Annotated in this window: 21 protein-coding genes; 6 read left to right on the plus strand and 15 right to left on the minus strand. The window is 71.9% G+C overall.

Annotated elements, in window-relative coordinates; translation table 11 throughout:
- Positions 1 to 9: 9 nt before the first annotated feature.
- From ACFWY5_RS18565 to ACFWY5_RS18585, 5 genes are all read right to left on the minus strand, one after another.
- The gene (locus ACFWY5_RS18565; RefSeq protein ID WP_379633199.1) at positions 10 to 684 is read right to left on the minus strand and encodes an RraA family protein; all 675 of its coding nucleotides are present in this window, start codon (positions 682 to 684) and stop codon (positions 10 to 12) included.
- A 10-nt stretch (positions 685 to 694) separates the two neighbouring features.
- Positions 695 to 2587: a transketolase C-terminal domain-containing protein gene (locus ACFWY5_RS18570; protein WP_379633201.1), complete on the minus strand. Its 1893-nt coding sequence runs from the start codon at positions 2585 to 2587 to the stop codon at positions 695 to 697.
- Positions 2565 to 3377: an SDR family oxidoreductase gene (locus ACFWY5_RS18575; RefSeq protein WP_379633203.1), complete on the minus strand. Its 813-nt coding sequence runs from the start codon at positions 3375 to 3377 to the stop codon at positions 2565 to 2567. Before ACFWY5_RS18575 ends, ACFWY5_RS18570 begins: the two co-directional genes overlap by 23 nt.
- A 2-nt stretch (positions 3378 to 3379) precedes the next feature.
- Entirely contained in the window at positions 3380 to 4435 is a 1056-nt protein-coding gene (locus ACFWY5_RS18580; protein ID WP_379633205.1) for an N-acetylneuraminate synthase family protein, read from the minus strand.
- 466 nt (positions 4436 to 4901) lie between these two features.
- Positions 4902 to 5882 (minus strand): DUF5937 family protein, encoded by a 981-nt coding sequence (locus tag ACFWY5_RS18585; protein ID WP_379621586.1) that lies wholly within the window; start codon positions 5880 to 5882, stop codon positions 4902 to 4904.
- A gap of 167 nt (positions 5883 to 6049) precedes the next feature.
- Here ACFWY5_RS18585 and ACFWY5_RS18590 point away from each other — a divergent pair, with 167 nt between their 5' ends.
- Positions 6050 to 6901, plus strand: a complete 852-nt coding sequence (locus ACFWY5_RS18590; RefSeq protein ID WP_379621588.1) for an aldo/keto reductase — start codon at positions 6050 to 6052, stop codon at positions 6899 to 6901.
- Here ACFWY5_RS18590 and ACFWY5_RS18595 read toward each other — a convergent pair.
- The 4 genes from ACFWY5_RS18595 to ACFWY5_RS18610 form a co-directional block, all read right to left on the minus strand.
- On the minus strand, positions 6898 to 7893 hold the full coding sequence (locus ACFWY5_RS18595; RefSeq protein ID WP_379621590.1) for a LysR family transcriptional regulator: 996 nt from the start codon (positions 7891 to 7893) through the stop codon (positions 6898 to 6900). The genes ACFWY5_RS18590 and ACFWY5_RS18595 overlap by 4 nt on opposite strands.
- Positions 7894 to 7977: 84 nt before the next feature.
- Positions 7978 to 9270: an MFS transporter gene (locus ACFWY5_RS18600; RefSeq protein WP_379633207.1), complete on the minus strand. Its 1293-nt coding sequence runs from the start codon at positions 9268 to 9270 to the stop codon at positions 7978 to 7980.
- A complete protein-coding gene (locus ACFWY5_RS18605; protein WP_379633209.1) occupies positions 9263 to 10531 on the minus strand; it encodes an acetyl-CoA carboxylase biotin carboxylase subunit family protein in 1269 nt (422 codons plus the stop codon). The genes ACFWY5_RS18600 and ACFWY5_RS18605 overlap by 8 nt, the downstream gene beginning before the upstream one ends.
- 1 nt (position 10532) lies before the next feature.
- Positions 10533 to 11774, minus strand: coding sequence for an ATP-grasp domain-containing protein (locus ACFWY5_RS18610; RefSeq protein WP_379621596.1), 1242 nt, complete (start codon positions 11772 to 11774; stop codon positions 10533 to 10535).
- A 143-nt stretch (positions 11775 to 11917) separates the two neighbouring features.
- Between ACFWY5_RS18610 and ACFWY5_RS18615 the strand changes: the two genes are divergently transcribed.
- Positions 11918 to 12613 (plus strand): endonuclease V, encoded by a 696-nt coding sequence (locus ACFWY5_RS18615; protein ID WP_379633211.1) that lies wholly within the window; start codon positions 11918 to 11920, stop codon positions 12611 to 12613.
- A 61-nt stretch (positions 12614 to 12674) separates the two neighbouring features.
- On the opposite strand, the gene ACFWY5_RS18620 is transcribed toward ACFWY5_RS18615, so the two are convergent.
- Together ACFWY5_RS18620 and ACFWY5_RS18625 are read right to left on the minus strand one after the other, a co-directional pair.
- Positions 12675 to 13802: a FecCD family ABC transporter permease gene (locus ACFWY5_RS18620; protein WP_379633213.1), complete on the minus strand. Its 1128-nt coding sequence runs from the start codon at positions 13800 to 13802 to the stop codon at positions 12675 to 12677.
- On the minus strand, positions 13799 to 14800 hold the full coding sequence (locus ACFWY5_RS18625) for a FecCD family ABC transporter permease (protein WP_379621602.1): 1002 nt from the start codon (positions 14798 to 14800) through the stop codon (positions 13799 to 13801). The genes ACFWY5_RS18620 and ACFWY5_RS18625 overlap by 4 nt, the downstream gene beginning before the upstream one ends.
- Positions 14801 to 14854: 54 nt before the next feature.
- Between ACFWY5_RS18625 and ACFWY5_RS18630 the strand changes: the two genes are divergently transcribed.
- The 3 genes from ACFWY5_RS18630 to ACFWY5_RS18640 are packed head-to-tail and all read left to right on the plus strand — an operon-like array spanning position 14855 to position 17510.
- On the plus strand, positions 14855 to 15877 hold the full coding sequence (locus ACFWY5_RS18630; RefSeq protein WP_379621604.1) for an iron-siderophore ABC transporter substrate-binding protein: 1023 nt from the start codon (positions 14855 to 14857) through the stop codon (positions 15875 to 15877).
- Between the two features lie 27 nt (positions 15878 to 15904).
- Complete coding sequence (locus ACFWY5_RS18635) at positions 15905 to 16609, plus strand: polysaccharide deacetylase family protein (RefSeq protein ID WP_379621606.1); 705 nt, start codon at positions 15905 to 15907, stop codon at positions 16607 to 16609.
- A gap of 34 nt (positions 16610 to 16643) precedes the next feature.
- On the plus strand, positions 16644 to 17510 hold the full coding sequence (locus ACFWY5_RS18640) for a polysaccharide deacetylase family protein (RefSeq protein ID WP_379633215.1): 867 nt from the start codon (positions 16644 to 16646) through the stop codon (positions 17508 to 17510).
- On the opposite strand, the gene ACFWY5_RS18645 is transcribed toward ACFWY5_RS18640, so the two are convergent.
- Positions 17483 to 18691: a DUF418 domain-containing protein gene (locus ACFWY5_RS18645; protein ID WP_379633217.1), complete on the minus strand. Its 1209-nt coding sequence runs from the start codon at positions 18689 to 18691 to the stop codon at positions 17483 to 17485. The two genes, ACFWY5_RS18640 and ACFWY5_RS18645, sit on opposite strands and share 28 nt — an antisense overlap.
- 80 nt (positions 18692 to 18771) lie before the next feature.
- Between ACFWY5_RS18645 and ACFWY5_RS18650 the strand changes: the two genes are divergently transcribed.
- A complete protein-coding gene (locus ACFWY5_RS18650) occupies positions 18772 to 19446 on the plus strand; it encodes a TetR/AcrR family transcriptional regulator C-terminal domain-containing protein (protein WP_379633219.1) in 675 nt (224 codons plus the stop codon).
- A gap of 69 nt (positions 19447 to 19515) precedes the next feature.
- Here ACFWY5_RS18650 and ACFWY5_RS18655 read toward each other — a convergent pair whose 3' ends face one another.
- The 3 genes from ACFWY5_RS18655 to ACFWY5_RS18665 all read right to left on the minus strand — a co-directional run bounded on the left by ACFWY5_RS18655 (position 19516) and on the right by ACFWY5_RS18665 (position 24709).
- Positions 19516 to 22779, minus strand: a complete 3264-nt coding sequence (locus tag ACFWY5_RS18655; protein WP_379633221.1) for a hypothetical protein — start codon at positions 22777 to 22779, stop codon at positions 19516 to 19518.
- Between the two features lie 62 nt (positions 22780 to 22841).
- Complete coding sequence (locus ACFWY5_RS18660) at positions 22842 to 23858, minus strand: oligogalacturonate lyase family protein (protein ID WP_379633223.1); 1017 nt, start codon at positions 23856 to 23858, stop codon at positions 22842 to 22844.
- Between the two features lie 17 nt (positions 23859 to 23875).
- On the minus strand, positions 23876 to 24709 hold the full coding sequence (locus ACFWY5_RS18665; RefSeq protein WP_379633464.1) for an NAD-dependent epimerase/dehydratase family protein: 834 nt from the start codon (positions 24707 to 24709) through the stop codon (positions 23876 to 23878).
- Positions 24710 to 24714 lie beyond the last annotated feature (5 nt).

Genomic DNA, 24714 nt, shown 5'->3' on the forward strand with positions numbered 1-24714 from the left:
GCGTCTCCTTTACAGGTGGCCGAACTCGGCCAGCAGCTCGGACACGGTCGCCCCCGAGTTGATCTTGTCGCGGATCGTCTTCTCCTTGCCGATCTGCACGCGGGTGCCTTCCAGCACGTCCTGGGCGTCGGCGGAGGGGACGACGGCGATGCCGTTCTCGTCGGCCACGATGATGTCGCCCGGGTGGATGACCTGGCCGTCCACCACGACGGGCACGTTCACCTGCACCGGCTCCGTGCGGTTGTGCACGGCGGTGGGCGAGGGCCTGGGCACCGTGCCGCGGTACCAGACCGGGAAGTTCAGGTCGCGGATCTCGTCCACGTCGCGGATGGCGCCGTCCACGATCCCGGCCGCGACGCCCGCCTTCAGCGAGAGCGTGGACATCAGCCCGCCCCACATCGCGGTCCTGGTGGAGCGGTGACAGGCGAGCACGATCACGTCGCCCGGCCGCGCCCTGCTCAGCACCGGCATGCAGTCGACGAGGTCGTCGATGGACAGGTTCACGGTGATCGCGGGCCCGACGATCTTGTGGTGCGGCAGCACCGGCAGCAACCCCCCGATGGCTCCGGTACGGCGGCGCGCGTCGGTCACCAGGCAGCTCGGGCTGTACTCCTTCAACACCTCGCGGAAGGCGTCGATGATCTCCTGCGGAGGGCGCGGCATGTCGTTGTAGACGGTCTCCACTGTGGTCCTTTCAGGAAACGTGTTTACGGATGGTGTCGGCCAGGTGCTCGGGGCTCAGCCCGTGGGCGGCGAGCACCTCGTCGTCGCGCCCGCAGCGGGGCACGTCCTCGACGCCGATCCCGAGGAAGGCGGGCGGGCCGGGCAGGCCCAGCTCCAGCAGCGTCCTGGCCACGACGTCGGCCTGGCCGCCCCTGGTGTAGTGGTTCTCCACGACGAACAGCCGGTCGGCGCGGCCGGCCAGGTCGGCCAGCCAGCCGGCGTCCACGCGGTTGAGCCAGGGCAGGTTGACCACGGTGAGCTCCAGGCCGGTCGCGGCCAGCGCCTCGGCCGCGCGCAGCAACTGGGCCAGGACGATCGGCCCCGAGCCGATGGCCACGGTCCGGCCGCCCTCGCGCACGACGGTGCCCCGGCCGGGCACGAGCGGCGCGGCGGGCAGCGTGGCGGTCTCCGGCGGGCAGGGCACGCTGACCAGCCGGAGGTAGACGCTGTGCGGGGTGTTCGCGCAGAAGTCGACCGCGGCCCGCGTCTCCTCGGGGCTCGCCGGCTCCAGGATCACCAGGCCGGGCATCGCGGCCAGCGCGCTCACGTCGCGGACCGCCTGGTGGGAGTGGCCGGGCGCGGCTGGCAGCAGCCCGGCCAGCGACCCGACGTAGATCACCTTCCGGCCTTCCGTGGCGTTGGTGTAGATCTGCTCGTTCGGCCGGGCGTGCAGGAAGCAGGAGAAGGAGTGCGCGAACGGCAGCAGCCCCCGGTAGGCCAGGCCCCCGGCGATCGAGACCATGTCCTGCTCGGCGATGCCGCATTCGACGAAGCGCAGGGGGAAGCGGCGCCAGAACGGGATCAGGCCGGTGTCGAGCACGAGGTCGGCGTCCAGGGCGATCACCCGGGCGTCCCGGGCGGCCAGGTCGGCGAGGGCTTCGCCGTACACCTCGGGGAGTTTGGGTGTCTGGAGCTTGACGGGGGGCTGGTCCTGGGCGGTGCTCAGCCCGAACGGACCGCAGCTCGCGCGGGCGGCGTCGAGGAGCTCGCCGTGCGCGGCGAGGTAGTCCTCGCGGGCGGGCGCGCCGCTGTGGAAGCGGTAGCGCCACTCGTCCTCGCGCATCGAGGTCGCGGCGAAGCGCGCGCAGCCCGCGCCCTTCACCGTGTCGGCGATGATCACGGCGGGCCGGTCGGCGTGATCGTCGGCGCGGCGGGCGAAGGTGGCGGCCAGTTGTTCCTGGTCGTGCCCGTCGCACCGCAGGACGGCCCAGCCGAACGCGGTGAACTTGGCCTCCAGGTCGCCGAGGTCGCTGACGTCGCGTACCCAGGTGTCGGACTGGATCTTGTTGTGGTCGACGATGACGGTCAGCTCGCCCATGCCGGAGCGGGCCGCGCCGGCCAGGGCCTCCCAGTTCTGGCCCTCCTGGAGCTCGCCGTCGCCGGTCAGCACGTAGACGCGCTGGTCGCGGCCGAGCAGCCGGTTGGCCAGCACGACGCCCTTGGCCTTGGAGATGCCCATGCCGAGCGAGCCGGTGTTGAAGGGCATGTGCGGGGTGCCGACGTCGGGGTGGCCGGGCAGGCCGCCGAGGCGGCGCAGCCGGTGCAGAAGGTCCTCCTCCAGCCGGCCGAGACCGATCAGCGCCGCGTACAGGCCGGGGGCGTCGTGGCCCTTGGAGGAGAAGAACAGGTCGTCCTCGCGCAGCTCTTCGAGCAGGAGCCGGCTGATGACGTCGGCGGCGCTGAAGCTGGACCCGAGGTGCCCGGATCCGGCGCGCATGATCATGTAGAGGGTGTTGATCCTGGTGAGGGTGGCGAAGGCGTGGGCCCGGCGGCAGGGGTCCTCGATGCCGCCGAGCACGCGCGTGATCTCGCTCACCGGCACCCAGGCCAGCGTGCGGGTCTCACCAGCAGACGTAGCCGCCATCGACCTGCAACTCCGTTCCTGTGACGTAACTGCTCTGGTTGGAGGCGAGGAAGAGCAGCGGGCCCGCCAGGTCCTCGTGGCGGGCCATCCGCTGCAGGGGCACTTTGGCGCTGAACTTCCTGCGGAACTCGGGGTCCTGGCCGCCGAGCACGCCGCCGGGCGAGAGCGTGTTGACCCGCACGCCGCGCGGGCCCCACAGCGCGGCCAGGTACCGGGTCAGCGCGGACACCCCGGCCTTCGACATGCCGTACGCGGGCGGCTTGAGGAAGGGCGGGTCGAGCGGCAGGTGCTCGTACAGCCGGGGGTCGGGGGCCATGGTCCCGTAGAGGGAGCCGATGTTGACCACCGAGCCCCGGCCGTTCCTGGCCAGCTCGGCGCCGAACACCTGGCAGGCGCGCAGCGTGCCGTGCAGGTTGACGTCCAGCACGGCCGCCGAGCGCTCGTCGGGGATGTCCTCGAACGTCCAGCTCCCGGTGGCGGCCGACGGCGGCTGGTCGATCCCGGCGTTGTTGACCAGGATGGCCGGCCGGCCCAGCTCGGCCAGGCACAACTCCAGTGCCGCGCCCAGGCTGAGCCGGTCGGTGATGTCGGCCTTGGCGAGCACGAAGCGCTCGTCGCCGTGGCGGGTCAGGGTCTCGGCCAGCTCCGCGCTCAGCTCGGCGTGGATGTCGAGGCCGAGCACCCTGGCGCCCGCGCCGAGCAGCGCGTCGGTCCAGACCGCGCCGAGCCGGCCCAGCACGCCGGTCACGACCGCGATCTCCCCGGTCAGTTCGATGTTCAGCGCAGTCACCCTCAGCCGAGAAGGTCGGGGCTGAGGTCGGCGTCGAAGGCCAGCGGCGCGCGCAGCGTGCGCCCCACGACCTGTCCCAGCAGGTACGGCCGCATGCCGTCGCCGCCGGGTGACTTGATCGCGATGTCGTCCTCGGTCAGCACGTGGCCGGTGTCCAGGTCACGGGCGGCGACCAGCTTCTTGCCCAGCTTCCGCAGCGCCGGGGCCTCCGCGGGCAGCTGGCGCTTCTCCCCCGAGCCGAGCGACTCCCGGGTACGGCGCAGCCCGGCCACCAGTTCTCCCAGCTGCTCCGGTTCGAGGGAGAAGTGGTGGTCGCTGCCCGGCCTGGTGCGGTCGAGGGTGAAGTGCTTTTCGACCACCCGGGCGCCCAGCGCGTAGGCGACGTAGCTGAGATCGGGTCCCAGGTCGTGGCCGGAGAAGCCGACCACGACGTGCGGGAACTCCCGCCGGTAGGTGCCGATGACCGACAGGTTCAGGTCGGTGGCCGAGACGGGGTAGATGGCGGTGCACTGGAGCATCGCCACGTTGGAGTTGATCGGCAGCACCACGTCGAGCGCGCGGCGCACGTCGGTCATGTCCGCGCCGCCGCTGCTCATGATCAGCGGCAGGCCGGTCTTCGCGGCGTAGCTGAGCAGCGGGGTGTTCGTGAGGTCCGCGGAGGCCAGCTTGATCGCCGGGACGCCGATGCCGACGAGGAAGTCGACGCTGGCGAAGTCGAAGGCGGTGGAGATGAAGTCGATGCCCGCCTCGCCGGCCACCTTCGCGAGGTGCGTGTATTCGTGGTGGCCGAATTCGAGGGCCTCTCTGTGGGCGCCGTAGGTGGCGCCGTAGCTGTTTCTGCCGGTATAGGGCTCGTCGTACATCGCCTTGGTGTACAAGGTCGTGTTCTCGCGCTTCTGAAGTTTGGCCGCGCTCGCGCCGGCGGCGGCGGCCTTCAGGACGAGTTCTTCCGCCTTATCCAGGTCGCCCTCGTGGTTGTGCCCGATCTCCGCGATTACATACGCGTCGGAACCATCCGAGATCACTCTGCCGGCTATTGCCAGTTCCCGCGAACTCATTTTTCCCCTTTACCATGCACACGTGTCGACATGCGGCGCGAATGTTTGTCGCTCCGCACTCTTGGCCGTAACCGACTCGTACCAGAGGAAGCATGCTCCAGCGCTGGTCAGCGCCTTGCGATGGGAGATCCTCAAGTGTCTCCGCCCAGGCGAGCATGCTCGCCGAATACACCTTTGGATTGTTTATCCGTGCCGATCAACCGGCGCCGCCCTTGCCGTATCGATCACACCCCGATTTCACCCCTGGCCTCATCTCAGCGCCCATTTGGCCGCGGATCTATGTGAGGTCCCCACAAATCACTGGTCAAGTGTTACACGACCGGTCGTCGCACTGTCAACACATGACATATTTAGCCAGGTGGATCGTATTAAGTCAGGATGGCCTTAAAGCGCCGATGGACGCCACCCTTCAGCAGGGCTTCAACATTGTGATCCGATGTTCTCGGCAAATTAATGGGGCGGGATATCACGCGATGGGAGCCATTACAAGGGACTCGGCCACGGTGGTGCGCGCGTACATGACGAATCGCCCCGCGCGATGCGCGGTCACCAGTCCCGCGGAACGCAGGGCGGCGAGATGCTCCGAGACGCTGCTGGCGGCCAGACCCGTCCGATGGGTGAGCTCGGTGGTGGAGGCGGGCGTGTCGAGCTCCATGAGCAGAACGGTCCTGGAGCGCCCGATGACCGCCGCGAGAGCGTCGGCCGTGGTGCGGTCGCGGCGCTCCCACAGCGAGGCCACTCCGCGCGCCGGATAGGTCAGCGTTGGCTGCCAGGGCGGGATGGTGCTGGAGAAGACCGACGGCCAGACGAACGCCGAGGGGACCAGCAGCAGACCCTGGCCGTCCAGGGAACGCGCGCCGGAGTAGCGCGGGTGGGCGATGTGCAGGCTGCCGTCCTGCCAGCGCACGATGGAGGCCAGGTCGGCGAAGAGCCTGGCCGCGCCGCCGTCGGCCAGGCGGCGGGCGCGGTAGATCACGTCGCCCTGGTGCAGCGCGCGCAGGCGCGGCCAGTGCGGGGCGATCGCCAAGTCCCAGTACGCCTCGATCACCCCGGCCAGCCTGGCCAGGCCGGGGACCGGGTCGTCGTGGAGCGCGTCCACCCAGGGCGAGCGCGCGTCGACCATGTGCCCGAGGTCGGTCCTGACCTGGCCGGGCGGCGTGGCGCGCAGCGTCTCCAGCTGGGCGGCGAACTCGGGGGCCGGCGTGAGCGGCGGCGGCGTCAGGAAGTCCGGGATGTACCAGCTCGGCACGGGCACCAGGTCGGACAGCGGTCCGAGGTCGAGGCCGGAGGAGGCCAGCAGGGGCCGGGTCTCGGCCACCCACGGCTCGTGCACGATGTGGGCGGCCGGATCCTTCAGCACCCGGATGCTGGCGACGACCTCCTGCAGCGGGGAGGTCGCGAAGCGGGTGCGGGCGAGGTCGTCCGCCGAGAAGCCGAGCGTCAGCATGACACCCCCACAATTTCCGCGGAAAATCCATTGTGCACGCATTTCGGGCGATCGCGAGGCTTTAAGCGGCGCTTCAACCCAGGGCACAGAATCTTTCACTACTTCTTTCCGCGGCGACCCTCCATAATGGGGCCCGAAACGGATTCCGGCTTATGGAGAAACGTCTGATGCCAAGTTCCCTTTTCTCGCTGGGCGGCGACCTTCCGATCCGGAGGCTGGGCTTCGGCGCGATGCGGCTGACCGGTGAGGGCAACTGGGGCCTGCCGGACGACCCCGGGTACGCGCTCGACGTGGCCAGGCGCGCGGTCGAACTCGGCGTGAACTTCATCGACACCGCCGACGCCTACGGCCCGGGAACCAATGAGGAGCAGCTGGCGCAGGCGCTCCGGCCCTACCCCGACGGCCTGGTCATCGGCACCAAGGCGGGCCAGAGCAGGCCCAGCAGCGACGACTGGGTGCCGCTCGGCCGTCCCGAGTACCTGCTGCAGCAGGCCCACCTGAGCCTGCGCCGCCTGGGTGTCGAGCGCATCGACCTCTACCAGCTCCACCGCATCGACCCGAAGGTCCCGGCGGAGGAGCAGTTCGGGGCGCTCAAGCAGCTCCAGGACGAGGGGAAGATCCGCCACATCGGGCTGTCGGAGGTCTCGGTCGCGCAGATCGAGCAGGCGCGCAAGCAGATCGACGTGGTGAGCGTGCAGAACCTCTACAACATCACCAACCGCCGCTATGAGGACGTCATCGACTACTGCGAGCGGGAGAACATCGCGTTCATCCCCTGGTTGCCGCTGGCCAGGGGCGGCCACGCCAGCGCCGGCGGCGCGCTGGCACAGGTCGCCAAGCAGCTCGACGCCACGACCGCACAGATCTCGCTGGCGTGGCTGCTGCGCCGCTCCCCCGTGATCATTCCGATCCCGGGCACCTGCTCGATCCCCCACCTGGAGGAGAACGTCGCGGCGGGCGACATCGAGCTGACCGACGAGCAGTTCGCCTACCTCACGCGCGAGGTCGCGGGGGGCTAGGCGCCAACGGCGGCCGCCGGGGCGCGCGGTCCGGGCAGGACGGACGGCGTCCCGGCGGGCAGGGGCCCGTCGATCAGCCGGTGGTCGGGCTGGGTCACCAGCCGGGCCGCCGTGGCCAGCATCTCCACGGCCGCCATGACGGCGGGACGACGGCCGGCCTCCTGGCGCCAGACCGCGTAGACGCGCCGGCTCAGGCGGGGGCGTACCGGCACGATCCGCACGCCGTCGGGCACCTGGTCGCGGCCCAGCCTCGGCATGACCGCGACCCCGAAGCCCGCCTGCACCAGCGCCAGCTGCGTCGGGTGCTCACCGGCGGTGTGTCCCACCCGCGGCTCCACCCCGCGCTCGCGCATGGTGTGCAGCAGCCAGTCGTGGCAGCCCGTGCCGGGCGACCAGGTGATCCACACCTCCTGCGCCAGGTCCTCCAGGTCGAGCACCGAACGCTCGGCCAGCGGATGCCCGGCCGGCAGCGCCACGTCCACGACGTCTTCGAGCAACTGCTTCGTGGCCAGCCGATCGGGTACGGCCAGCGGCACGTTGAACCAGTCCTGGACCACGGCGACGTCCAGGTCCCCCCGGGACACGAGGGGCATCGAGCCTTCCTGCTCCTGCTCCGACAGCTCCACGCGAAGCTGCGGATACTCGCGTTTCAACATGGTGACGGCCCGGGGCAGCAGGCCCCGCACCGTGGACGGGAAGCCCGCGATCGACAGCTTGCCCACGACCGCGCCCCGGTACCCGTCGAGCTCGGCCTCCGCCTCGTCGGCCAGGGACAGGATGCGCTCGGCGTATCCGAGCAGGAGCCGTCCGGCGTCGGTGAGCCGCACGCCCCTGCCGTGGCGTTCCAGCATGCTCTGGCCTACCTCGCGTTCGAGCTTGGCCAGGCGCTGGGAGACCGCCGAGGTCGTGATGTGCAACACGTCCCCAGCGGCGCTGATCGAGCCGCTCCGAGCTACGGCGTGCAACGTCTGCATTAACGCCAACTCAATCATGTGCCGATCCTAACCGTGGGCCTTCCTCCTCCGTCAGCCCTGCCGGTCGGGTGGTTTTGTGCCGTTCGACGCATTCACCGGCTCCTAGGACTCCGGCTCCTCTCGCGGCAGTTCCCGCATCTTTCTCATCGGCGAGAAATAGAGCGGCAGCCACGCGAGGGCCAGTCCGGCCGCGCCCACCCAAAGGGCGGTCCGCACGCCGGCGAACTGCCCGATCAACCCGGTGAGCGCGGCGCCGAGTGAAAGCACGCCGTGCATGAGGAACCGCATGGTGGCGTTCATCCGGCCCAGCAGATGCGTGGGGGTCACCTGCTGGCGGAAGCTGATCAGGATGACGTTGTTCACGCCGATCCGGTAGTTGAGCACGAGCCAGGCGGCGCCCGCGAGCCACAGCCATATCCCGCGGTCGACGAGCGGGAACACCGCGCAGGCCGGTACGACGGCGAGCCCGATGATCCACAGGCCGCGGCCCTGTCCGAGCCAGGCCGTGACCCGGCGCGCGGTCAGGGCGCCGAGCAGCATGCCGATGCCGTCCACGGCGAAGAACAGGCCGAGCGTGAACGCCGAAAGCCCAAGCTCGCGCTGGAACATCAGCGGCATGATCACGATGATCATCGAGACCGACATGTTGACCATGGCGCCGTTGATCGCGATGGCGCGCAGCAGCGGGTGGCCGAAGACCAGGACCAGGCCCTCCCTGATCTCGCGCACGAGGTGGCGCTTGCCGCCCTCGGGCGGCGGCGGGGGCGCCTCGCGGTCGCGGATGCGCGACAGGCACAGCGCCGACCACACGTAGCCCACGGCGTCCACGGCGGCGGCCAGCGGCGCGGTGATGAGCTGGATGAGGAACCCGGCGCCGGCCGGCCCCGCCACGTTGTTGACCGCCTCCATGCCGCCCAGGTGGGAGTTGGCCTCCACCAGGCGCTCGCGCGAGACGATGGCGGGCAGGTAGCTCTGTGAGGAGACGTCGAAGAACACGGTGGCGAAGCCGCTCAGGACCACGACCACGTACAGCTGGGGGAGCGTGAGCACACCCAGCGCGTACGCCACCGGCACCGACCCGACCAGCGCGGCGCGCACCAGGTCGGCCACCACCATCACCCTGCGGCGCCCGTGCACCCGGTCCATCCACGCGCCCGCCGGCAGCCCGATCAGCAGGAAGGCGATCGTGCCCAGCATGCCGAGCACGCCGACCTGGCCCGGCGAGGCGTTGAGCACGATCACCGCGACCAGGGGCAGCGCCAGCAGCCTGATCTGGGTGCCGAACATACTGACCGCGGCGGCGGCGAACAGCAGCCGGAAGGAGCGGTTGACCCGGAACAGCGAACCCGGCCGCTCCTCCAGCGTCTCCGCCTCCGTCCCGCGGCCTTCAGCCATCGATCCTCCGGCCACGGACGTGGAACAGCTCGCCGAGTCCCTTCAGCGAGCGGTCGCAGGCCGCCGCGTCCTCGCCGACGGCGAAGCCCGCGGCCATCCGGCCCTTCACGAACGAGCCCGGCGGCAGCAGCAGCCGCTTGCCCGGCTCGGCCAGCAGGGTGACCTCCCAGATGCCCGGGGGCAGCCGGTCGGTGTCCAGGCGCAGGTCGTCCACGACCATGTCGTGCGGGGGGTAGAAGTAGCGCACCGCGGCGCTGGAGCGGCGGCGTGGCCGTACGTCGGGACGCTCGCCGCAGGCGATCCGCGCGGCGGCCACGAGCAGGTCGACGCCGGTGGCCAGCAGTCCGACGTAGGAGACGAGGTCGCCGCTGAGGCGGCCGTTCAGCTCGACCACGCGCGGGCCCCTGGCGGTGAGGCGCAGCTCGGTGTGGGTGACGCCGTTGTCGAAGCCGAGCGCGGCGTGCGCGGCGCGTACGACCTCGACGATCTCCGGGTCGTGCAGCAGCGGGTCGTCGGTGCTGACGAAGTGGCCGGTCTCCTCGAAGGTGGGCGGCCGGTCGAGCTCCTTGCGCGAGATGAACACGGGCTCGACCTCGCCGTGGAAGACGGCGGCGTCGACGCCGATCTCCGGGCCGTCCAGGTACTCCTCGACCAGCACGCCCTCGGCGTAGCGCTCGACCTCGGCGAAGTGGGCGCGCTCGGTGAAGGCGAACTGCGCGTCGAGCTGCTCGGGCCCGTCCACGCGGGCCACGCCCTCGCTGCCGGCCAGCGCCCGCGGCTTGAGCACCACCGGATAGCCGATCTCGGCGGCGACGCGGTGGGCAGCGGCGGCGTCGGGCACGGGGACAGAGCGGACCGAGCCGGGGATGTCCGGGGTCATGCGGGCGCGGGTCAGGCTCTTGTCCCTGCAGGCCAGGATGGCGTCGGAGGGGCTGGTGGGCACGCCGAGTGCCTCGGCGATGCGGGCGGCGTTGTGGACGCGCATCTCGTCGTAACAGAGCACGCCGGCGAACGGCATGCGTGTGAACAGCTCCTTCGCCGCCGCCATCGCCTCGTCCAGGTCGAGCGCGTCCACCTTCGTCTGGCCGACGAGGTAGGGCCGGTCCCAGGTGGCCTCGCGCGCGTCCAGCAGCCACAGCCGGAACTCGCGGTGCAGCCCGCGCAGCCCCCACTCGCGGTACTGCGGGTTCATCCCGCTGTTGACCAGCAGGATCAGCGGCCGGTGGTCGGCGGGGTCGGCGGGCGGGAATCCGTCGGACATGTCATCGCCCCTCGGGGTCGGTGCGCAGCCGCAGCGTGCTCACCAGTTCGTCGAAGACCGGGTCGAGTTCGTCCACGTCGTTCACCTTGAAGATCAGGTGGCCGTGGCCCTGGAAGGTGCGGGGCGGCACCTCGAGGTGGTCGCCGAGGTGGCGGTAGATCTCCACCTCGTCCACGCGCGGGTCGGCGGCCGCCCGGTCGAGGCCGACGATCTCGCTCAGCGTCCCCGCCCGCTCGGGGAAGATGTTCCAGAAGCCGATGGGCCGCGCGACCTCGCGCGGCGCGATCTCGGGGGTACGGCCCAGCGCCAGGTCCAGCGCCGCCTCCACCAGGTCCACCCCGGTGCTGAGCAGGACCGAGCGGTAGATGGGCCCGCCGCCCATGCGCGCCGCGGCTTCGAGCACGACCGGCTCCACCCCGCCGGCCAGCCGGAACTCCACGTGGGTCGGCCCGGTGAGTATGCCCATCGCCTCGTGCACGTCGCGTACGGCGGCGGCGATCCGCTCGACCGTCTTCTCCGGCAGCCGGGTGGGCGTGCAGGCGTAGACCTCCTCGAAGGTCGGCCCGGTCGGCAGCGGCTTGTCGTGGATGGCCAGCACGTGGGTCGTGCCCGCCACGACCAGGGACTCCACGCAGATCTCCGGTCCCGGCACGAACTGCTCGGCCAGGACGCCGCCGCCGTAGGAGCGCATCGCGGAGTCGTGCAGCGGGTCGTAGGTGAAGCCGGCCCACGCGCCCTCGCGGATGACGTCGAAGTGCTCCTCCAGCTCCGCCATGGTGGCGACGCTGCGCACGTACATGCTGCCGGTGCCGATGATCGGCTTCAGCACCATCGGGAAGCCGACCTCGCCGGCCGCCTTCTCCGCCTCTTCCAGGGTTGCGGCCAGGGCGAACCTGGGCTGCGCGACCCCGCCCTCGGCGAACGCGGCCCGCATCAGGTACTTGTCCCTGGCCAGGTGCGCGGTCCGCTCGCTGACCCCCGGCAGCCCGAACTCGGCGGCGACGCGGGCGGCGGAGGGCACCGCGGCCTCGGCGAAGGTGACGACCGCGTCGATCGGGGCGCTCTCCGCCGCGGCCACGGCTTTGGCGGCGCTTAACGTCTCGTCGATGCTGCTGGTGTCGGCGACCACGACCTCGTCGACGTAGTCGGCCTCCCATTCGGGATCCTTCATGATCATGATGACCCGGTGGCCGTGCTCCTCGGCGTATTTCCGCGTGCGCGCCAGGTGCCTGCGCCGGCTCAAATTCTTTTTATGCAGCACGATAATACTCATCGAGGCCCCCACGAATTTCGTCCCGGAACACGGAGTAAAGGGATTTCGAATTCGATGCTAACCGCGGGTCACCCGGGTAACCAGTGAAAAGGTCTTTCAACCATCCTTTAGCGATGCTGAAAGCGCGTGGCAGAATGGCGCCGGTGACCTTCCACGCCCCCGAACCCCACTGGCCCGCGACCGTCGCCGAGGCCGAGGCCGAACAGGATCGCCTGCGGCCGTTCGCCGACCTGGACGGCCCGGGACCGGCCGAGGTGGGCCTGGTCGCCGGTCTCGACGTCGGGTACCGCGACGACGAGGTGGTGGTGGGCGCCGTCGTGGTGCTCGACGCCGCGAGCCTGGAGGTCGTGGACCGGGCGGTGGTCAGGCAGCGCGCGAGTTTCCCCTACGTGCCGGGCCTGTTCGCGTTCCGGGAACTGCCGCCGTTGCTGGCCGCGGTGGGCAAGCTGTCGGTCCGTCCCGAACTTCTGGTGTGCGACGGGTACGGCCTGGCCCACCCCCGCCGCTTCGGCCTGGCCTGCCATCTGGGCGTGCTGACCGGGCTGCCGGCGATCGGCGTGGCCAAGACGCCGTTCGTCGGCGAGCACGCCGAGCCGCCGCCCGCCCGTGGCGCCTGGTCGGCGATCCTGCTCGACGGCGAGGTGGTCGGCCGGGCGCTGCGCACCCGCGAGGGCGTCAAGCCGGTCTTCGTCTCCCAGGGCCACGGCGTCGGCCTGGACAACGCCTGCGCGCACATCCTGCGCCTGTCACCCACATACCGCATCCCGGAGCCGATCCGCCAGGCCGACCACCTGTCCCGCCTCCCCTGAACCCACCCACGCACGCGAAACCACCCACGTGGGTGAAACCGCCCATACGCGCGAACCCCGTCTATGTGCGCGAGCGGGCCAGGTGCCACAGCAGGAACGGCGCGCCCAGGGCGCCGGTGACCACGCCGACCGGCAGGACCGTCTCGGTCAGCAGGCGCTGGCTGATCAGGTCGCTGACCACCACGAGCGTCGCGCCCGCCCAGGCCGAGGCGGTGACCGGTGGCATCGGGGCCCGTGCCAGGCGCTGGGCCAGGTGCGGGGCGGCCAGTGCCACGAACAGCACCGGGCCCGCGGCGGCCGTCGCGAACGCCGCCAGCGCCGCCCCGCACAGCAGCAGCGCCACCCGCGAACGCTGCACCCGCACGCCCAGCCCGACGGCCACGTCGTCGCCGAGTTGCAGGGCCCGCTGCCCGCGCGTCAGCAGCAGCACCACCGGCACGAGGACGGCCAGGGCCAGCGCCAGGGGCCGGGCGTGGTCCCAGCCGCGGTCGTTGAGGTTGCCGACCAGCCAGCCGAGCGCCCTGGCCGCCTGGTACTGCTCGGCCCGGCTGAGCAGGTAGTACGTGACGCTCACGCAGATCCAGCTGAGGCCGATCCCGACCAGGACGATCCGGTAGCCGGTGGTGCCGCGGTTCCAGGCCAGCACATAGATCAGCAGACCTGCGGCCAGCGCGCCCATCAGGCCCAGGGCCTGGGAGCCGAGCCCGGTGAAGCCCAGGACGATGGCGGCCACCACCGCGGTGCCGGCGCCCTGGGTGATGCCCAGCATGTCGGGACTGGCCAGCGGGTTGCGGGTGATGGACTGGAACAGCGCCCCCGCCATGCCGAACGCGGCCCCGGTCAGCACGGCCACCACCGCCCTGGGCAGGCGCAGTTCGTGGACCAGGAAGAGGGTGGCGGGCTCACCGCTGCCCCACAGCGCGGGCAGCACCTCGCCGAACGGCACCGCGATGTCCCCGGCGCCGATCCCGACGGCCAGGCAGAAGGTCAGGAAGGCGGTGAGGGCCAGGGCCAGCCAGACCACCAGGACACGCGGGCGCGCGGTTCCCGAGACGGCGGGCCGTACCAGCCGGAAGGCCGCGCGGTGCCGGGAGAGCCGCACACCGCCGGAAGCGCTCACGGCGCGGCCGCCCTTCGGAGCCGCGCCGGGGTGGCCACCCTCGGACGCCGGGCCAGGACGGTCGCTCACAGCTCGGCCACCCTGCGGCGGCGGACCAGGGCGATGAAGAACGGCGCGCCGAGCAGCGCGGCGACCAGGCTCACGTCGATCTCCTGGGGGCGGGCCACGACGCGGCCGAGGATGTCGGCGACCAGCACGAGGCAGGGCGCGACCAGGGCGGCGCCGGGCAGCAGCCAGCGGTGATCGGGGCCGGTGACCATGCGGACCAGGTGCGGGACGGCCAGGCCGACGAAGACGATCGGGCCGGTGACGGCCACGGCGGCGCCGGTCAGGACGGTGACGGCGATCGCGGCACGCAGGCGGGTCGGGCCCAGGCGGCGGCCGAGGGTGACGGCCACGTCGTCGCCCAGGGCCAGGGAGTTGAGCGCGGGGGCGGTGCCGAACGCCAGGATCGCCCCGAGTGCCAGGAACGGCAGGACGGTCAGCACGGTCTCGTTGGAGTGGCCGGTGAGCGAGCCGGCCGACCAGTAGCGGTAGCGGTCGAGCGCTTCGGGGTCGGTCAGGGCCAGGCCGCTGGTCAGGGAGTCGAGCAGGTACGTGAGCGCGACGCCGGCCAGCGCGAGCTTGACCGGGGAGGCGCCGCCCCTGCCGCGGCTGCCCAGGGTGTAGACCACGACGGCGGCCAGCGCGGCGCCGCCGAAGGCGAACCAGATGGTGGTGAGCAGCCCGGTGGCGGCCAGGAACGTGGCGGAGGCCACGATGCCGAAGGCGGCGCCCGCGCTGACGCCGAGCAGGCCGGGGTCGGCCAGCGGGTTGCGTGTCAGGCCCTGCATGACGGCGCCCGCCAGTCCCAGCGCGGCTCCGGCGAGGATCGCGACGAAGGTGCGGGTCAGGCGGGTGCCGCGGACGATGGCCGCGGTCTCCGGGTCGACGCTCGCGGGGTCGGTCAGCGCGCGGGCGACGTCGGCGAGCGGGATGGCCCGGCTGCCGACGGCCAGGGAGAGCAGCACCAGACCGAGCAGGACGACCACGGTGCCCGTGATCAGCAACGATCTCTGACGAGTCACCGAGGTCCGATCAAATTGAAGAAGAGGGAAGGCTTACCTTACTATCACGGTCCCATGAACACTCCTCGACGCCTGCTGGTGTCGCTCGCCGCCTTGGCGCTGAGCCTGACGACCGCCTGCGGTGGCACGCAGCCCGCACAAGACAAGACCGCTCAAGGCCAGGCCACGGCCGCCGCGGCACCCGGCGCGTCCGGTGCGTTCCCCGTGAAGGTCGAGCACCTGTACGGCACGACGGAGATCAAGAAGAAGCCCGAGCGGATCGTCACGATCGGGCTCAGCGACCACGAGCCGGTGCTGGCGCTCGGCCACAAGCCGGTCGGGGTGGTGGACTGGTTCCAGCGCAGCCCGTTCAGCGACTGGCCGTGGACGAAGGACAAGTGGGCCGGCACCGAGCCGACCGTGCTCGGCCTGCGCGAGGACGGCGTGAAGATGGAGAAGCTGCTCGCGCTCAAGCCCGACCTGATCTTCGCCATGTACTCGGGCGTCCAGAAGGCGACCTACGACCAGCTTTCCAAGATCGCCCCCGTGGTGGCGCAGCCGAAGGGCTTCGACCCGTACGCCGCCCCGTGGCAGGAGATGACGCTGCTGGCCGGGCGCGCCCTGGGCCAGGAGGCCGACGCCAAGAAGCTGATCACCGGCATCCAGGACCGGTTCGCCCAGGCGCGCAAGGACAACCCGCAGTGGGCGGGCAAGACGGCGGTGGCCGCGGACAGCTTCAAGGCCGGCACCTACTCGGCCTTCCAGAAGGGCGACCCGAAGTCGGCGTTCCTGGCCGAGCTGGGCTTCACGATCCCGGAGAAGATCACCAAGCAGGCGGGCACGTCCAACGTGGCCGAGTTCGGCTCGGAGGGGCTGAACATGCTGGAGGTCGACCGGCTGGTCTGGCTGACCACCGGCAAGGAGCCGTGGGAGCGGATCAAGAAGGACGCGGTCTACAAGGAGCTGAAGGTGGCCAAGGAGGGCCGCGACCTGTTCCTGACCTACCAGGACCCGCCGATCGGCGCGGCGCTGTCGTTCAACACCGTGCTGAGCATCCCGTACGCGATCGAGCAGATGGTCCCCCAGATCAAGAGTTGAGCGCGTTAACGCGTTAGGCTAGCCCACGTGAGTGGGATCTTACTGCTGACCTTCGACGACTTCTTCGTGCCGGAGTGGCGCGCGGCACGGGAGGTCTTCCGCGCGCACGGCGCCCGGGTGACGTTCTTCGTCAGCGAGCCGTGGCAGGTCCGGAGCTGGGCGGGCCTGCGCGAGCTGGCCGCCGACGGCCACAGCGTGGGCGCCCACGGCTTCCGGCACCTCAGGGCCGACGAGCGGGTGGCCGAGGCGGGCGGCGCGGCGTACCTGCGCGAGGAGATCGAGCCGTGCCTGGCCGCCCTGGCGGCGGAGGGGCTGCGGGCGCGCGGCTTCGCCTATCCCAACAGCGCCCGCTCCCCCGCCTCCGACGCGGTCCTGACGACGGTCTTCGAGCGGCTGCGGGGCGGGCGCGGGGTGCCGGACGGCGCCGAGCCCGCCGACGTCGGCGACTTCTTCGTGCCGGTGGCCGAGCTCGCGCGCCGGCGGGTGCTGATCGGCGCCGGCGCCGACAACGGCCGGATGTTCCGGCCCCGCGGTCTCACCGAAGCCGCCCTGCTCGGCGCCCTGCGCCGCGCAGCCGCCCGCGAGGAGGCCCTGACCCTGTACGCGCACGCGATCGCCCCCGCCCACGAGGCCAACTACCTGACCCCGGACCGCCTCGACCGGCTACTGGCCGAGGCCGCCCGGCTGGGCCTGCGCTGCCTCGGCTTCGACGACCTGCCCGCGCCGGCTTGAACCTGACATCAATGGCAAGTCTTACGGTTCTCGCATGACGAACCACACGCTTTTCGACTACAGCCCCATCACCGATCGGCCCGCGATCACGTGGCCGGGCGGCGCCAAGGTCGCCGCCTACGTTGGGCTCAACATCGAGCACTTCCTCATCGACCGCCCGTCCACCAGCATCTGGCCGGGCACCGCCGACCTCGTGCCCGACGCGCTCAACTACGGCTGGCGCGACTACGGCGTGCGCGTGGGCATCTGGCGCACGATCGAGAGCCTCGACCGGCACGGCGTGCGGGCCAGCGCGCTGCTCAACTCCGACGTGGCCGCGCACTACCCGCAGATCATCGAGGCGGGCCTGCGCCGCGACTGGGCATGGCTGGCGCACGGGCGCACCAACTCCATCCTGCACACGGGCATGGAACCGGAGGAGGAGCGCGCCTTCCTCACCGACGTCGTGGACACCATCGCGGGGGCGACCGGGCAGCGGCCGAAGGGCTGGATGGGCCCGGGGCTGACCGAGACGTTCAACACCCCCGCCCTGCTGGCCGAGCTCGGGCTGAGCTACGTGCTCGACTGGACCAACGACGACCAGCCGTACCGGCTGAACGTGCCCGGCATGATCAGCGTGCCGTACACGCTGGAGCTCAACGACCTGGCGCTGTTCTCCAAGGGGACGACCGGACCGGAGTTCCTGCGGATCGTCCAGGACCAGTACGAGCAGTTGCGCGCCGACTCCCGGGACAGCGGGCGGGTGATGGCGCTGGCGCTGCACCCGTTCGTCACCGGCCAGGCCTTCCGTGCCAAATACGTGGACCAGGCGCTGGAGTACCTGGCCGCCCAGCCGGACATCTGGCTGACCACCAGTGACGAGATCGCCGAGCACTACGTGCGCACGTCGGCCGCGGCCTGACGCCGGTAGAGCAGGCGGCGCATGAGCGCCTCGGCCGGGCCGGGCAGGCCCCGCCGTTCCAGGAAGAAGGCGAGCGCGAGCGTGATCAGCCACGCGCCCAGCGCGTAGAGGGCCGCGCCCGCGCTGCCCAGATGAGCGCCGAGCCCGAGGCCCCACGCGGCCAGTACGGGACCCAGCAGCACCGAGTGGGCGAGGTAGACCGACAGCGACCGGCGGCCCGCCGCGCTCACCGCAACCCCCAGCGGGCGCCGCACCCACCCGCCGGTCGCGAGCAGGGCGAACACCGCGACGTAGCCGAGCCCGGCGAAGATCCCGGTCGCCGCCTGCAGCAGGAACAGCTCGCCCTGGTCGGTCTGCGCCCCGGCCGGCACGCTCAGGACGCCGAGGTGGGCCAGCGCGGACGGCAGCGCGCCCAGCCAGCCGAGCGGGATGCCCACGGCGGCCGTGACGACCAGTAGCCGGCGGTGGCGGGCGGGCTCCTCCAGGACGCGCTTGCGGGCGGTCCAGATCCCCAGCAGCAGGACGGCGTGCATGCCGAACTGCGCCGGCGCGCCGGCCAGGAGCATTCCCCAGGTGGTCAGGCGCCCGGCGGCGGCGGCGAGCCAGCCGTCCTCGCCGGTGGCGTACTCGACGTGGCCGGGCGTGGCGACGTGACCGGGCGCGGCGTCGGACGCGCCGGTCGCGAGCATCAGCGCGTTCAGCCCGAGTGCCAGGACGAGGAGCAGCCCGGCGAAGATCGCGGCCCAGACGAGCAGGGTGCGGTTGGAGCGGCGCAGGAACAGGGCGCCGAGGACCAGGCTGATCAGGCCGTACACGGCGAGGATGTCGCCGGCCAGCAGCAGGGCCGCGTGGACCAGGCCGAAGGCGATCAGCAGGAGGCTCCTGCGGCGTACCAGCCGGACCGCCGCGGCCGGTGAGTCGCCCCGGCCGACCTGGCGGTCCATGAGGCGGGCCATGCCGTACCCGAAAAGGAAGGCGAAGAGCGGGTAGATCCGCAGGTCGACCAGGACGATCATCAGGAACTGCGTGATCCGGTCGGCCGCCGACCCCTCCGCGGGGTGCCAGCCGGAGGGGCCCGTGCGCGCGGCCCACAGGTGGAACACCACGTTCGACAGCACGATCATCGCCAGCATCAGGCCGCGCGCCAGGTCGGGCGCGGCCGAGCGTTCGCTTGAAGCCATCACTCCCCCTTCACAACTCCGATCGACATTCGGAGTTTCGTGACTCCGAACGGTATACGGAGTTGTAGGATGGCCGCAAGATGACGATCGACGACCTGCTGTGGGGGCGCGTACGGCGCCCGACCCGGGGGCCCAAGCAGGGCCTCGACCTGGAGCGTGTGATCACCATGGCCGTCGAGATCGCCGACGCCGACGGCCTGGCGGCGCTCACGATGAACCGGCTGGCCAAGGCGCTGGGCGCGGGCGCCGCGTCCCTCTACACGTACGTACCGGGCAAGCCCGCGCTGGAAGCGCTCATGCTCGACTGGATCATCGGCACCGGCCCGCTGCCGCACGCCCTGCCGGGCACCTGGCGCGAGCGCCTGGAGGCGGGCGCGCGCGCCGACTGGTACGGCTACCGCGCCCACCCCTGGGTCCTGCAACTGGCCATCGCCCAGGTACGGCCCGGCCCGAACCTCGTGGCGTGGTACGACTCGACGCTGGCCTCGCTGGAGTCCACCGGCCTGACCGAGCCCGAGAAGGTGGACGTCGTGGAAACCCTCGACGCCTACGTGCGCGGCATGGCCCGCCTGGCCCTCGACCCGGCGCCGGCGCGCGACGAGGAGCCCGACGGGGCGGCGGAGGCCTACCCGGCGCTGGTCAGAGCGGCGAGGGCCGGGGCACTGGCGCCCCGGCCCGAGGCGACCTTCGAGTTCGGCCTGGCACGACTGCTCGACGGCGTCGAAGCCCTCGTCCGCGAACGGCTCAAGCCGTGACGCGCTCCACGCCGGTATAGGCGGGCACGCCCGCGCGGGCGGCCAGGTACGTGCGCCGCGACAGGGCGCTCATTCCAGCCCCACGAGCTGGGCGGAGCGGAACAGCGCCGGGTTCTTGGGCGCGGAGCCCACCCCGCCGCCCCACTCCAGGTAGCCGTCGCGGGCGTCGCCGTTCGTGCCCGCGTCGGCATCGTTGACCAGGAACGACAGCCCGACCAGCCCGGCCGGCGGCGCGTCGTGCCCCAGCGACTTCCACGGTACGGCCAGCCGGTACGTGGTGGTCTTGGCCGCCTCGTCCCGCGTCACCCGGACGTCGGCGCCGGGCGTCGGCCCGGCCGGCTGCCCCGGAGGCGGGCCCCAGGTGTAGGCGACGGGCCCGCCGGACAGCAGGGCCGCCCCGACCTCGACCCGGGTGCCGCCGAGTTCGCCGGGGAAGGCGGAGTAGAGGTCGAACTGGATCGAGTCGACCTGCCAGGCGAGCGCGGCGTCGCGGGCGGCGTTGTGCGTGTCGTCCTTGATCACCGCGTCCAGGACCAGCGCCTCGGGGGTGTGCGTGAAGCGGACGTTCCCCGAGAGGTCGGCGGGCCCGGTCCTGGTCCCGCCCCGCAGGCCCACCCAGCGGCCCAGGGTGTCGAGGTCGATCGGGTCCAGCGTGGTCGCGCCCGCCTTCTCCACCGGGGTGAAGCTCATCGAGCCGCTCTCGGCCGCCTCGCCGGCGTTGACCGCGTAGCCGTAGGCGACGAACGGCGCGACCTGCGGCAGCGCCGCCTCGACCGATGCCGTGGCGGACGGCGCGACCTGCGGCGGATCGGCGATCGTCCCGTGCCAGGAGCCGACCCGCCAGCCGACGGAGCCGAGCTTGAGCGGCGTCGTGGGGCTGTTGTTGGTGAGCGTGACCTTGACCTTCTTGGCGTCGATGACCGGCCGCGCCTTGATCGAGTACGGCTTGAGCACCTGCGTGGAGGTGCGCAGCCTGGCGATGGCGCCGCGGGCGCCGGAGGCGCTCGCGGTGACGGCGCGGATGCCGGTGGTGCCGGTCGCGGGCAGTTCCAGCGTGACCGAGGTCTTCCGGCCCCTTCGGGTGACCAGGTCGGCCGTGACGTCGCCGGCCGCGACGGTCAACCGGCCGGGCAGGTGCGCGCCGCCGGTGCGGTCGGCGGTGACGGTCACCTTGAGCTTCTCGCCGGTGACCGACTTCTCGGGGGCGCCGGCCGACAGCGGCGAGGCATCGGCCTTGGCGGCCAGGACGCCGGAGACGAAGACGGGGCTGCCGTCCAGGTCCAGGCGTACCTTGCCGGCCTGCGGGGTGAGGGTGCTGACCTTGCCGAACTGGTCGGTCAGCGTCACCGGGGTGAGCGCGGCCAGCGTGACCGAGCGGGGCTGCGTGGCCCACAGCAGGCGCCTGCCGCCGCTGATCGGATAGGAGTAGATCTCGGGGTCGCCGAGGTTCTGGCGGGCGCCGAGCGTACGGCCGGCGAGCTGGCGGATGAGCACGGCGTTGGAGATCGCCGCCGGTTTGGGCGCGGGCGCGCCGACGCCGGAGCCCGGACGGCGGAACAGGCCGAAGCGGTGCTCGCGCTCGCCGGGGTTGTCGCCGTCGTCGAGCACGTCGTACCAGAAGTACTTGCTCGCGCCGGCGGCCTTGGCCAGGGTCTGCGCCCTGATCAGGTAGTCGGCCTGCTGCGCCTCCGTCGAACCGGAGGTGTGGGTGGGCCAGCCGTTCTCGCTGATCCAGACCGGCATGTTCTTCTTGGCCTTCACCTTCTGGACGAGCTGCGGGAACTCGGTGACCAGGACCGTCTTCTCCGGCGGGGTGCCGGGGCCGAGGCTGGCGTAGCCGTAGAAGTTCACGCTGAAGGTGTCGAGGTGGTTCAGGCCGCCCAGGTTGATGAACTCCTCGTGCCAGGCGAGCTGCGTACCGGCCGAGGTGGGACCGACCAGGTTGGTGGTGGCCGGCACGGCCTGGTCCACGGCCTTGACCATGTTCAGGTAGCACTGCGGGGTGATGCCGCAGGCGCCGTCGTTGAAGCCGGTGGAGTTGTACTCGTTGTAGATGGAGATGTCGCGGGTCCGCCCGGCGTACTCGGCGGCCACGGCGGCGCCGAAGCGGGCGAAGGCGGCCAGGCCCGCGGGGGTGCTGGGCGTCTTGCCGCCGTCGTAGAGAGGGTTGCGGTAGCCGAGGATCGGCATGGTCGTGATGCCGTGCTTGGCGGCCTCGTTCAGGCCCGCGTGCAGGGGGTAGCCCTCGTGCGTGTAGACGCCGGGCTGCTTCTCGATGCCGCTCCAGTTGGCGTCGGAACGGACCTCGCTCCAGCCGACGCGGCCCATGGTCTCCAGCAGGGCCTCCTCGTAGCCCTTCTGCCAGCCGTAGTGCATCGCGACGGAGAAGTAGGGGTCCTTCGCGGCCAGTGGGGTGATGACGCCGAAGCTGGTGGAGCGGGTGGTGAGCGGGGTTTTGGCGGTCAGCGTGTAGTAGCCGGGGCCGAATGCCGAAATATCGAGACTTGCGGTGCCGTTCGTGACCGGCAGCGTGCCGGAGCGCAGCGGCACCCCGTTCGGGTCGCCGACGGTCCAGTCGATCTGGCCGGCGGCGGCGGAGAAGGTGATCGCGTTCCGGCCCTGGGTGAACACCAGCGACTTGCTGGTCACGCTGAGCTGCGCGGGGTCGGTGAAGTAGACGTCGACCTCCGACACGCACACGCCCGGCATCGACGCGGCGTCGGCCTTGACGTTGAGCCGGAAGTCGGCGCCGTTGGCGCGGTTCTTGAAGTTGACGCCGCCGAGCTCGTACTGGTGTGTCTTCCAGGTGCCCGAGCCGGTCAGCTGCAGGTTGGCAGAGCCGGTGAAGGCCCCGGCCGTGCCGTCGTAGTGGATGTCCATGCCGGTCGGCCCGGCGTCGAAGTACCGCACGACGACATACGCCCTGCTCGCCCCCGCCGGGATCGCGGCGTCGGCCACGTCCACGTAGACATAGCGGTTGTACGGCGTGCCCGAGGTCTGCCAGCACGACACGCCGCCGCGCTCGCTGACGGCGGCGGCCGGGTTCTTGTCGGCGTCACCCGGCCAGGCCCGCACGACCCCGGTGTAGACCGGGTTCGCCCCGAGCGTGGCGCTGGCGGCGGGCGCGGCCGAGGCACCGGGGCCGGCCGAGGTGCTGAGGTCGGCCGAGGCGCCGGGGTCGGCGGACGGCGCGCCGGGGCCGGCCGAGGTGCTGAGGTCGGCGTGGGCGGGCGGGGTGCCGGGGTCGGCGTGGGCGGGCGGGGCGGACAGCAGCCCGCCCGTCAGTGCCGCCGCCAGCGCGGCCAGCGCGGCCCGGCGTAAAGTGCTCTTCATACGAGGTCCTTTCTCGTGTGCCGCCGCCCGCCCCTTCCTGGTCGTCGTGGCGGGCGGCACGGTCAGATCGTGCGGACGGCCACCGCGACCTGCCCGGTGGCGGGGTCGCCGTGGTTGTACAGGACGGCGGAGCCGTCGGGGGTGAAGATCGGGTGCGGGTGCCGGGGGTGGGTGTCGGCGCCGGTCCTGGCGAGGAACGTCCGCTCCCCGGTCGCGACGTCGATCAGCAGCACGTCGGAGATCTGGCGGGCGTTGTCCCAGCCGCGGCCGGGCTCGTCGTGGGGCCCGGTGGTGTCCACGACGGCGTGGCGGCCGTCGCGGCCGATGTCGCAGTGCCAGATCCGCTCCCCCTCGCTGACCAGCCGCGCGGGCCGGCCGTCGGGGTGGACGGCGTAGAGCCCGCGCGGGCCGCGCTCGCTCACGCCGTAGACGCAGACGAGGGCGCCGAGGTCGTGGAACATCCAGCGCTCGTGGCCCGCGGCCATCCCGCGCTGGTCGAAGACGCGGCGGCGCTCGCCCCTGTGGTGCGCCCACACCCGGTCGCCGATCTCGTCGGCCGGGCCCTCGTGGGAGTAGGCCAGCCACTCCTCGTCGTGCGGGCTGTGGTGCGGGTGGTTGGCGAACCACTCCTCGCGAAAGAGCCGGGTGACCGCGCCGGTGGCGAGCGAGACCTCCAGGCAGTCCACCGCCCCGCCGTCGTGCTCCATCACCACCACGCGGCGGCCGTCGGCGGTGATCGAGCACAGGCCCTGCAGTCCTCGGCCTCGGTGGACCGGCTCGGGTTCGCCGCCACCGAGGTCGAGGACGTACAGGGCGCCGTCGCGCACCCAGGCCGCCACCTCGGCCTCCAGCGCCACGTCGGGCCAGACCAGATCCGCCGCCGTGAACGCGCACAGCGGGCGCTCGTCCGGTTCGCCGCCGCGCCAGGCGACGCTGCTGATGCCCTGTTCGCCGGTACGCGGGCCGTACCTGCTCACCAGCAGCCGCTCGCCGCCCGCGTGGAAGCCGTTGGCGTGCGGATAGGTCAGGTGCGCCCCGGTCATGACGAGGTCGTGGCCGGTGCGGGACAAATGGTTCATGCCGCTCCTAGGTGACGTCAGAGCCGGAACGGGTGCGCGGCCTCGAAGCCGAGGACGCGCCGGGCCTCACTCAGATCGATCGGTACGGCCCGGCCCGGCAGCCCCGCGCGCGGCGGGGAGCCGGGGTGGTGGCGGGCGAGCAGTTCCTCGGTGGGCTGGGACGCCAGCGTGTCGGGGGCGGCCACGAACAGCACGTGCGCCCCGCTCAGCGGCCTGGTGATCGACAGCCAGCAGGCGGTGGCCGCGTCGCGCAGGTCGAGGTAGGCCCACAGCTCCCTGGCGCCGTCGGACGGGTCGGCGGCCAGTTCCGCGGCCCGCTCCGGCAGGCGCTCGTCCGCGCCGCCGACGAACGGGAAGCGCAGGGCCACCACGGACATGCCGTGCAGGCGCGCCGCCATCCTGGCCGTGGCCTCGTCGGCCTCCTTCGACAGTCCGTAGGGGTCGGCGATCAGCAGCGGGTGCGCCTCGTCCACGGGCACGTAGACGGGGCTGACCGGGGTGGGGGAGAACGGCAGGCCGAGCGCGCACAGGCTGCTGGCGATCACCGCCCGGCGCACGCCCGCCCTGCCCGCCTCGTCGAGCACGGTGAAGGTGGCGCGGGTGTTGTTGCCGAACACCTCCGGCGCCGGGTGATGGTTGGGCGAGGGGATGGCGGCCAGGTGGACCACCGCGTCGGCGTCGCGGACGGCCTGCCGTACCGCTGAAGGGTCGCCCGCGTCGCCGGCCACGACGCGGTCGGCCTTCAGGTCGCCCGGGTCGTCGAGCACCAGGGCGGTGACGTCCGCGCCCTCCTCGGCGCAGCGGTCGAGGACCGCGCGCCCGATGAGTCCCGCCGCCCCGGTGACCAGCACTCGGG

This window comes from Nonomuraea sp. NPDC059007 (assembly GCF_042740555.1).
Lineage (GTDB): Bacteria > Actinomycetota > Actinomycetes > Streptosporangiales > Streptosporangiaceae > Nonomuraea.

Bases quoted from the DNA above. Each gene is read 5' to 3' on its own strand.
- ACFWY5_RS18655 (WP_379633221.1), bottom strand. From the start codon at position 22,779: ATGAAGAGCACTTTACGCCGGGCCGCGCTGGCCGCGCTGGCGGCGGCA.
- ACFWY5_RS18595 (WP_379621590.1), bottom strand. From the start codon at position 7,893: ATGATTGAGTTGGCGTTAATGCAGACGTTGCACGCCGTAGCTCGGAGC.
- ACFWY5_RS18600 (WP_379633207.1), bottom strand. From the start codon at position 9,270: ATGGCTGAAGGCCGCGGGACGGAGGCGGAGACGCTGGAGGAGCGGCCG.
- ACFWY5_RS18585 (WP_379621586.1), bottom strand. From the start codon at position 5,882: ATGCTGACGCTCGGCTTCTCGGCGGACGACCTCGCCCGCACCCGCTTC.
- ACFWY5_RS18650 (WP_379633219.1), top strand. From the start codon at position 18,772: ATGACGATCGACGACCTGCTGTGGGGGCGCGTACGGCGCCCGACCCGG.
- ACFWY5_RS18615 (WP_379633211.1), top strand. From the start codon at position 11,918: ATGCTGAAAGCGCGTGGCAGAATGGCGCCGGTGACCTTCCACGCCCCC.
- ACFWY5_RS18630 (WP_379621604.1), top strand. From the start codon at position 14,855: ATGAACACTCCTCGACGCCTGCTGGTGTCGCTCGCCGCCTTGGCGCTG.
- ACFWY5_RS18660 (WP_379633223.1), bottom strand. From the start codon at position 23,858: ATGAACCATTTGTCCCGCACCGGCCACGACCTCGTCATGACCGGGGCG.
- ACFWY5_RS18580 (WP_379633205.1), bottom strand. From the start codon at position 4,435: ATGAGTTCGCGGGAACTGGCAATAGCCGGCAGAGTGATCTCGGATGGT.
- ACFWY5_RS18605 (WP_379633209.1), bottom strand. From the start codon at position 10,531: ATGTCCGACGGATTCCCGCCCGCCGACCCCGCCGACCACCGGCCGCTG.
- ACFWY5_RS18645 (WP_379633217.1), bottom strand. From the start codon at position 18,691: ATGGCTTCAAGCGAACGCTCGGCCGCGCCCGACCTGGCGCGCGGCCTG.
- ACFWY5_RS18590 (WP_379621588.1), top strand. From the start codon at position 6,050: ATGCCAAGTTCCCTTTTCTCGCTGGGCGGCGACCTTCCGATCCGGAGG.
- ACFWY5_RS18640 (WP_379633215.1), top strand. From the start codon at position 16,644: ATGACGAACCACACGCTTTTCGACTACAGCCCCATCACCGATCGGCCC.
- ACFWY5_RS18570 (WP_379633201.1), bottom strand. From the start codon at position 2,587: ATGGCGGCTACGTCTGCTGGTGAGACCCGCACGCTGGCCTGGGTGCCG.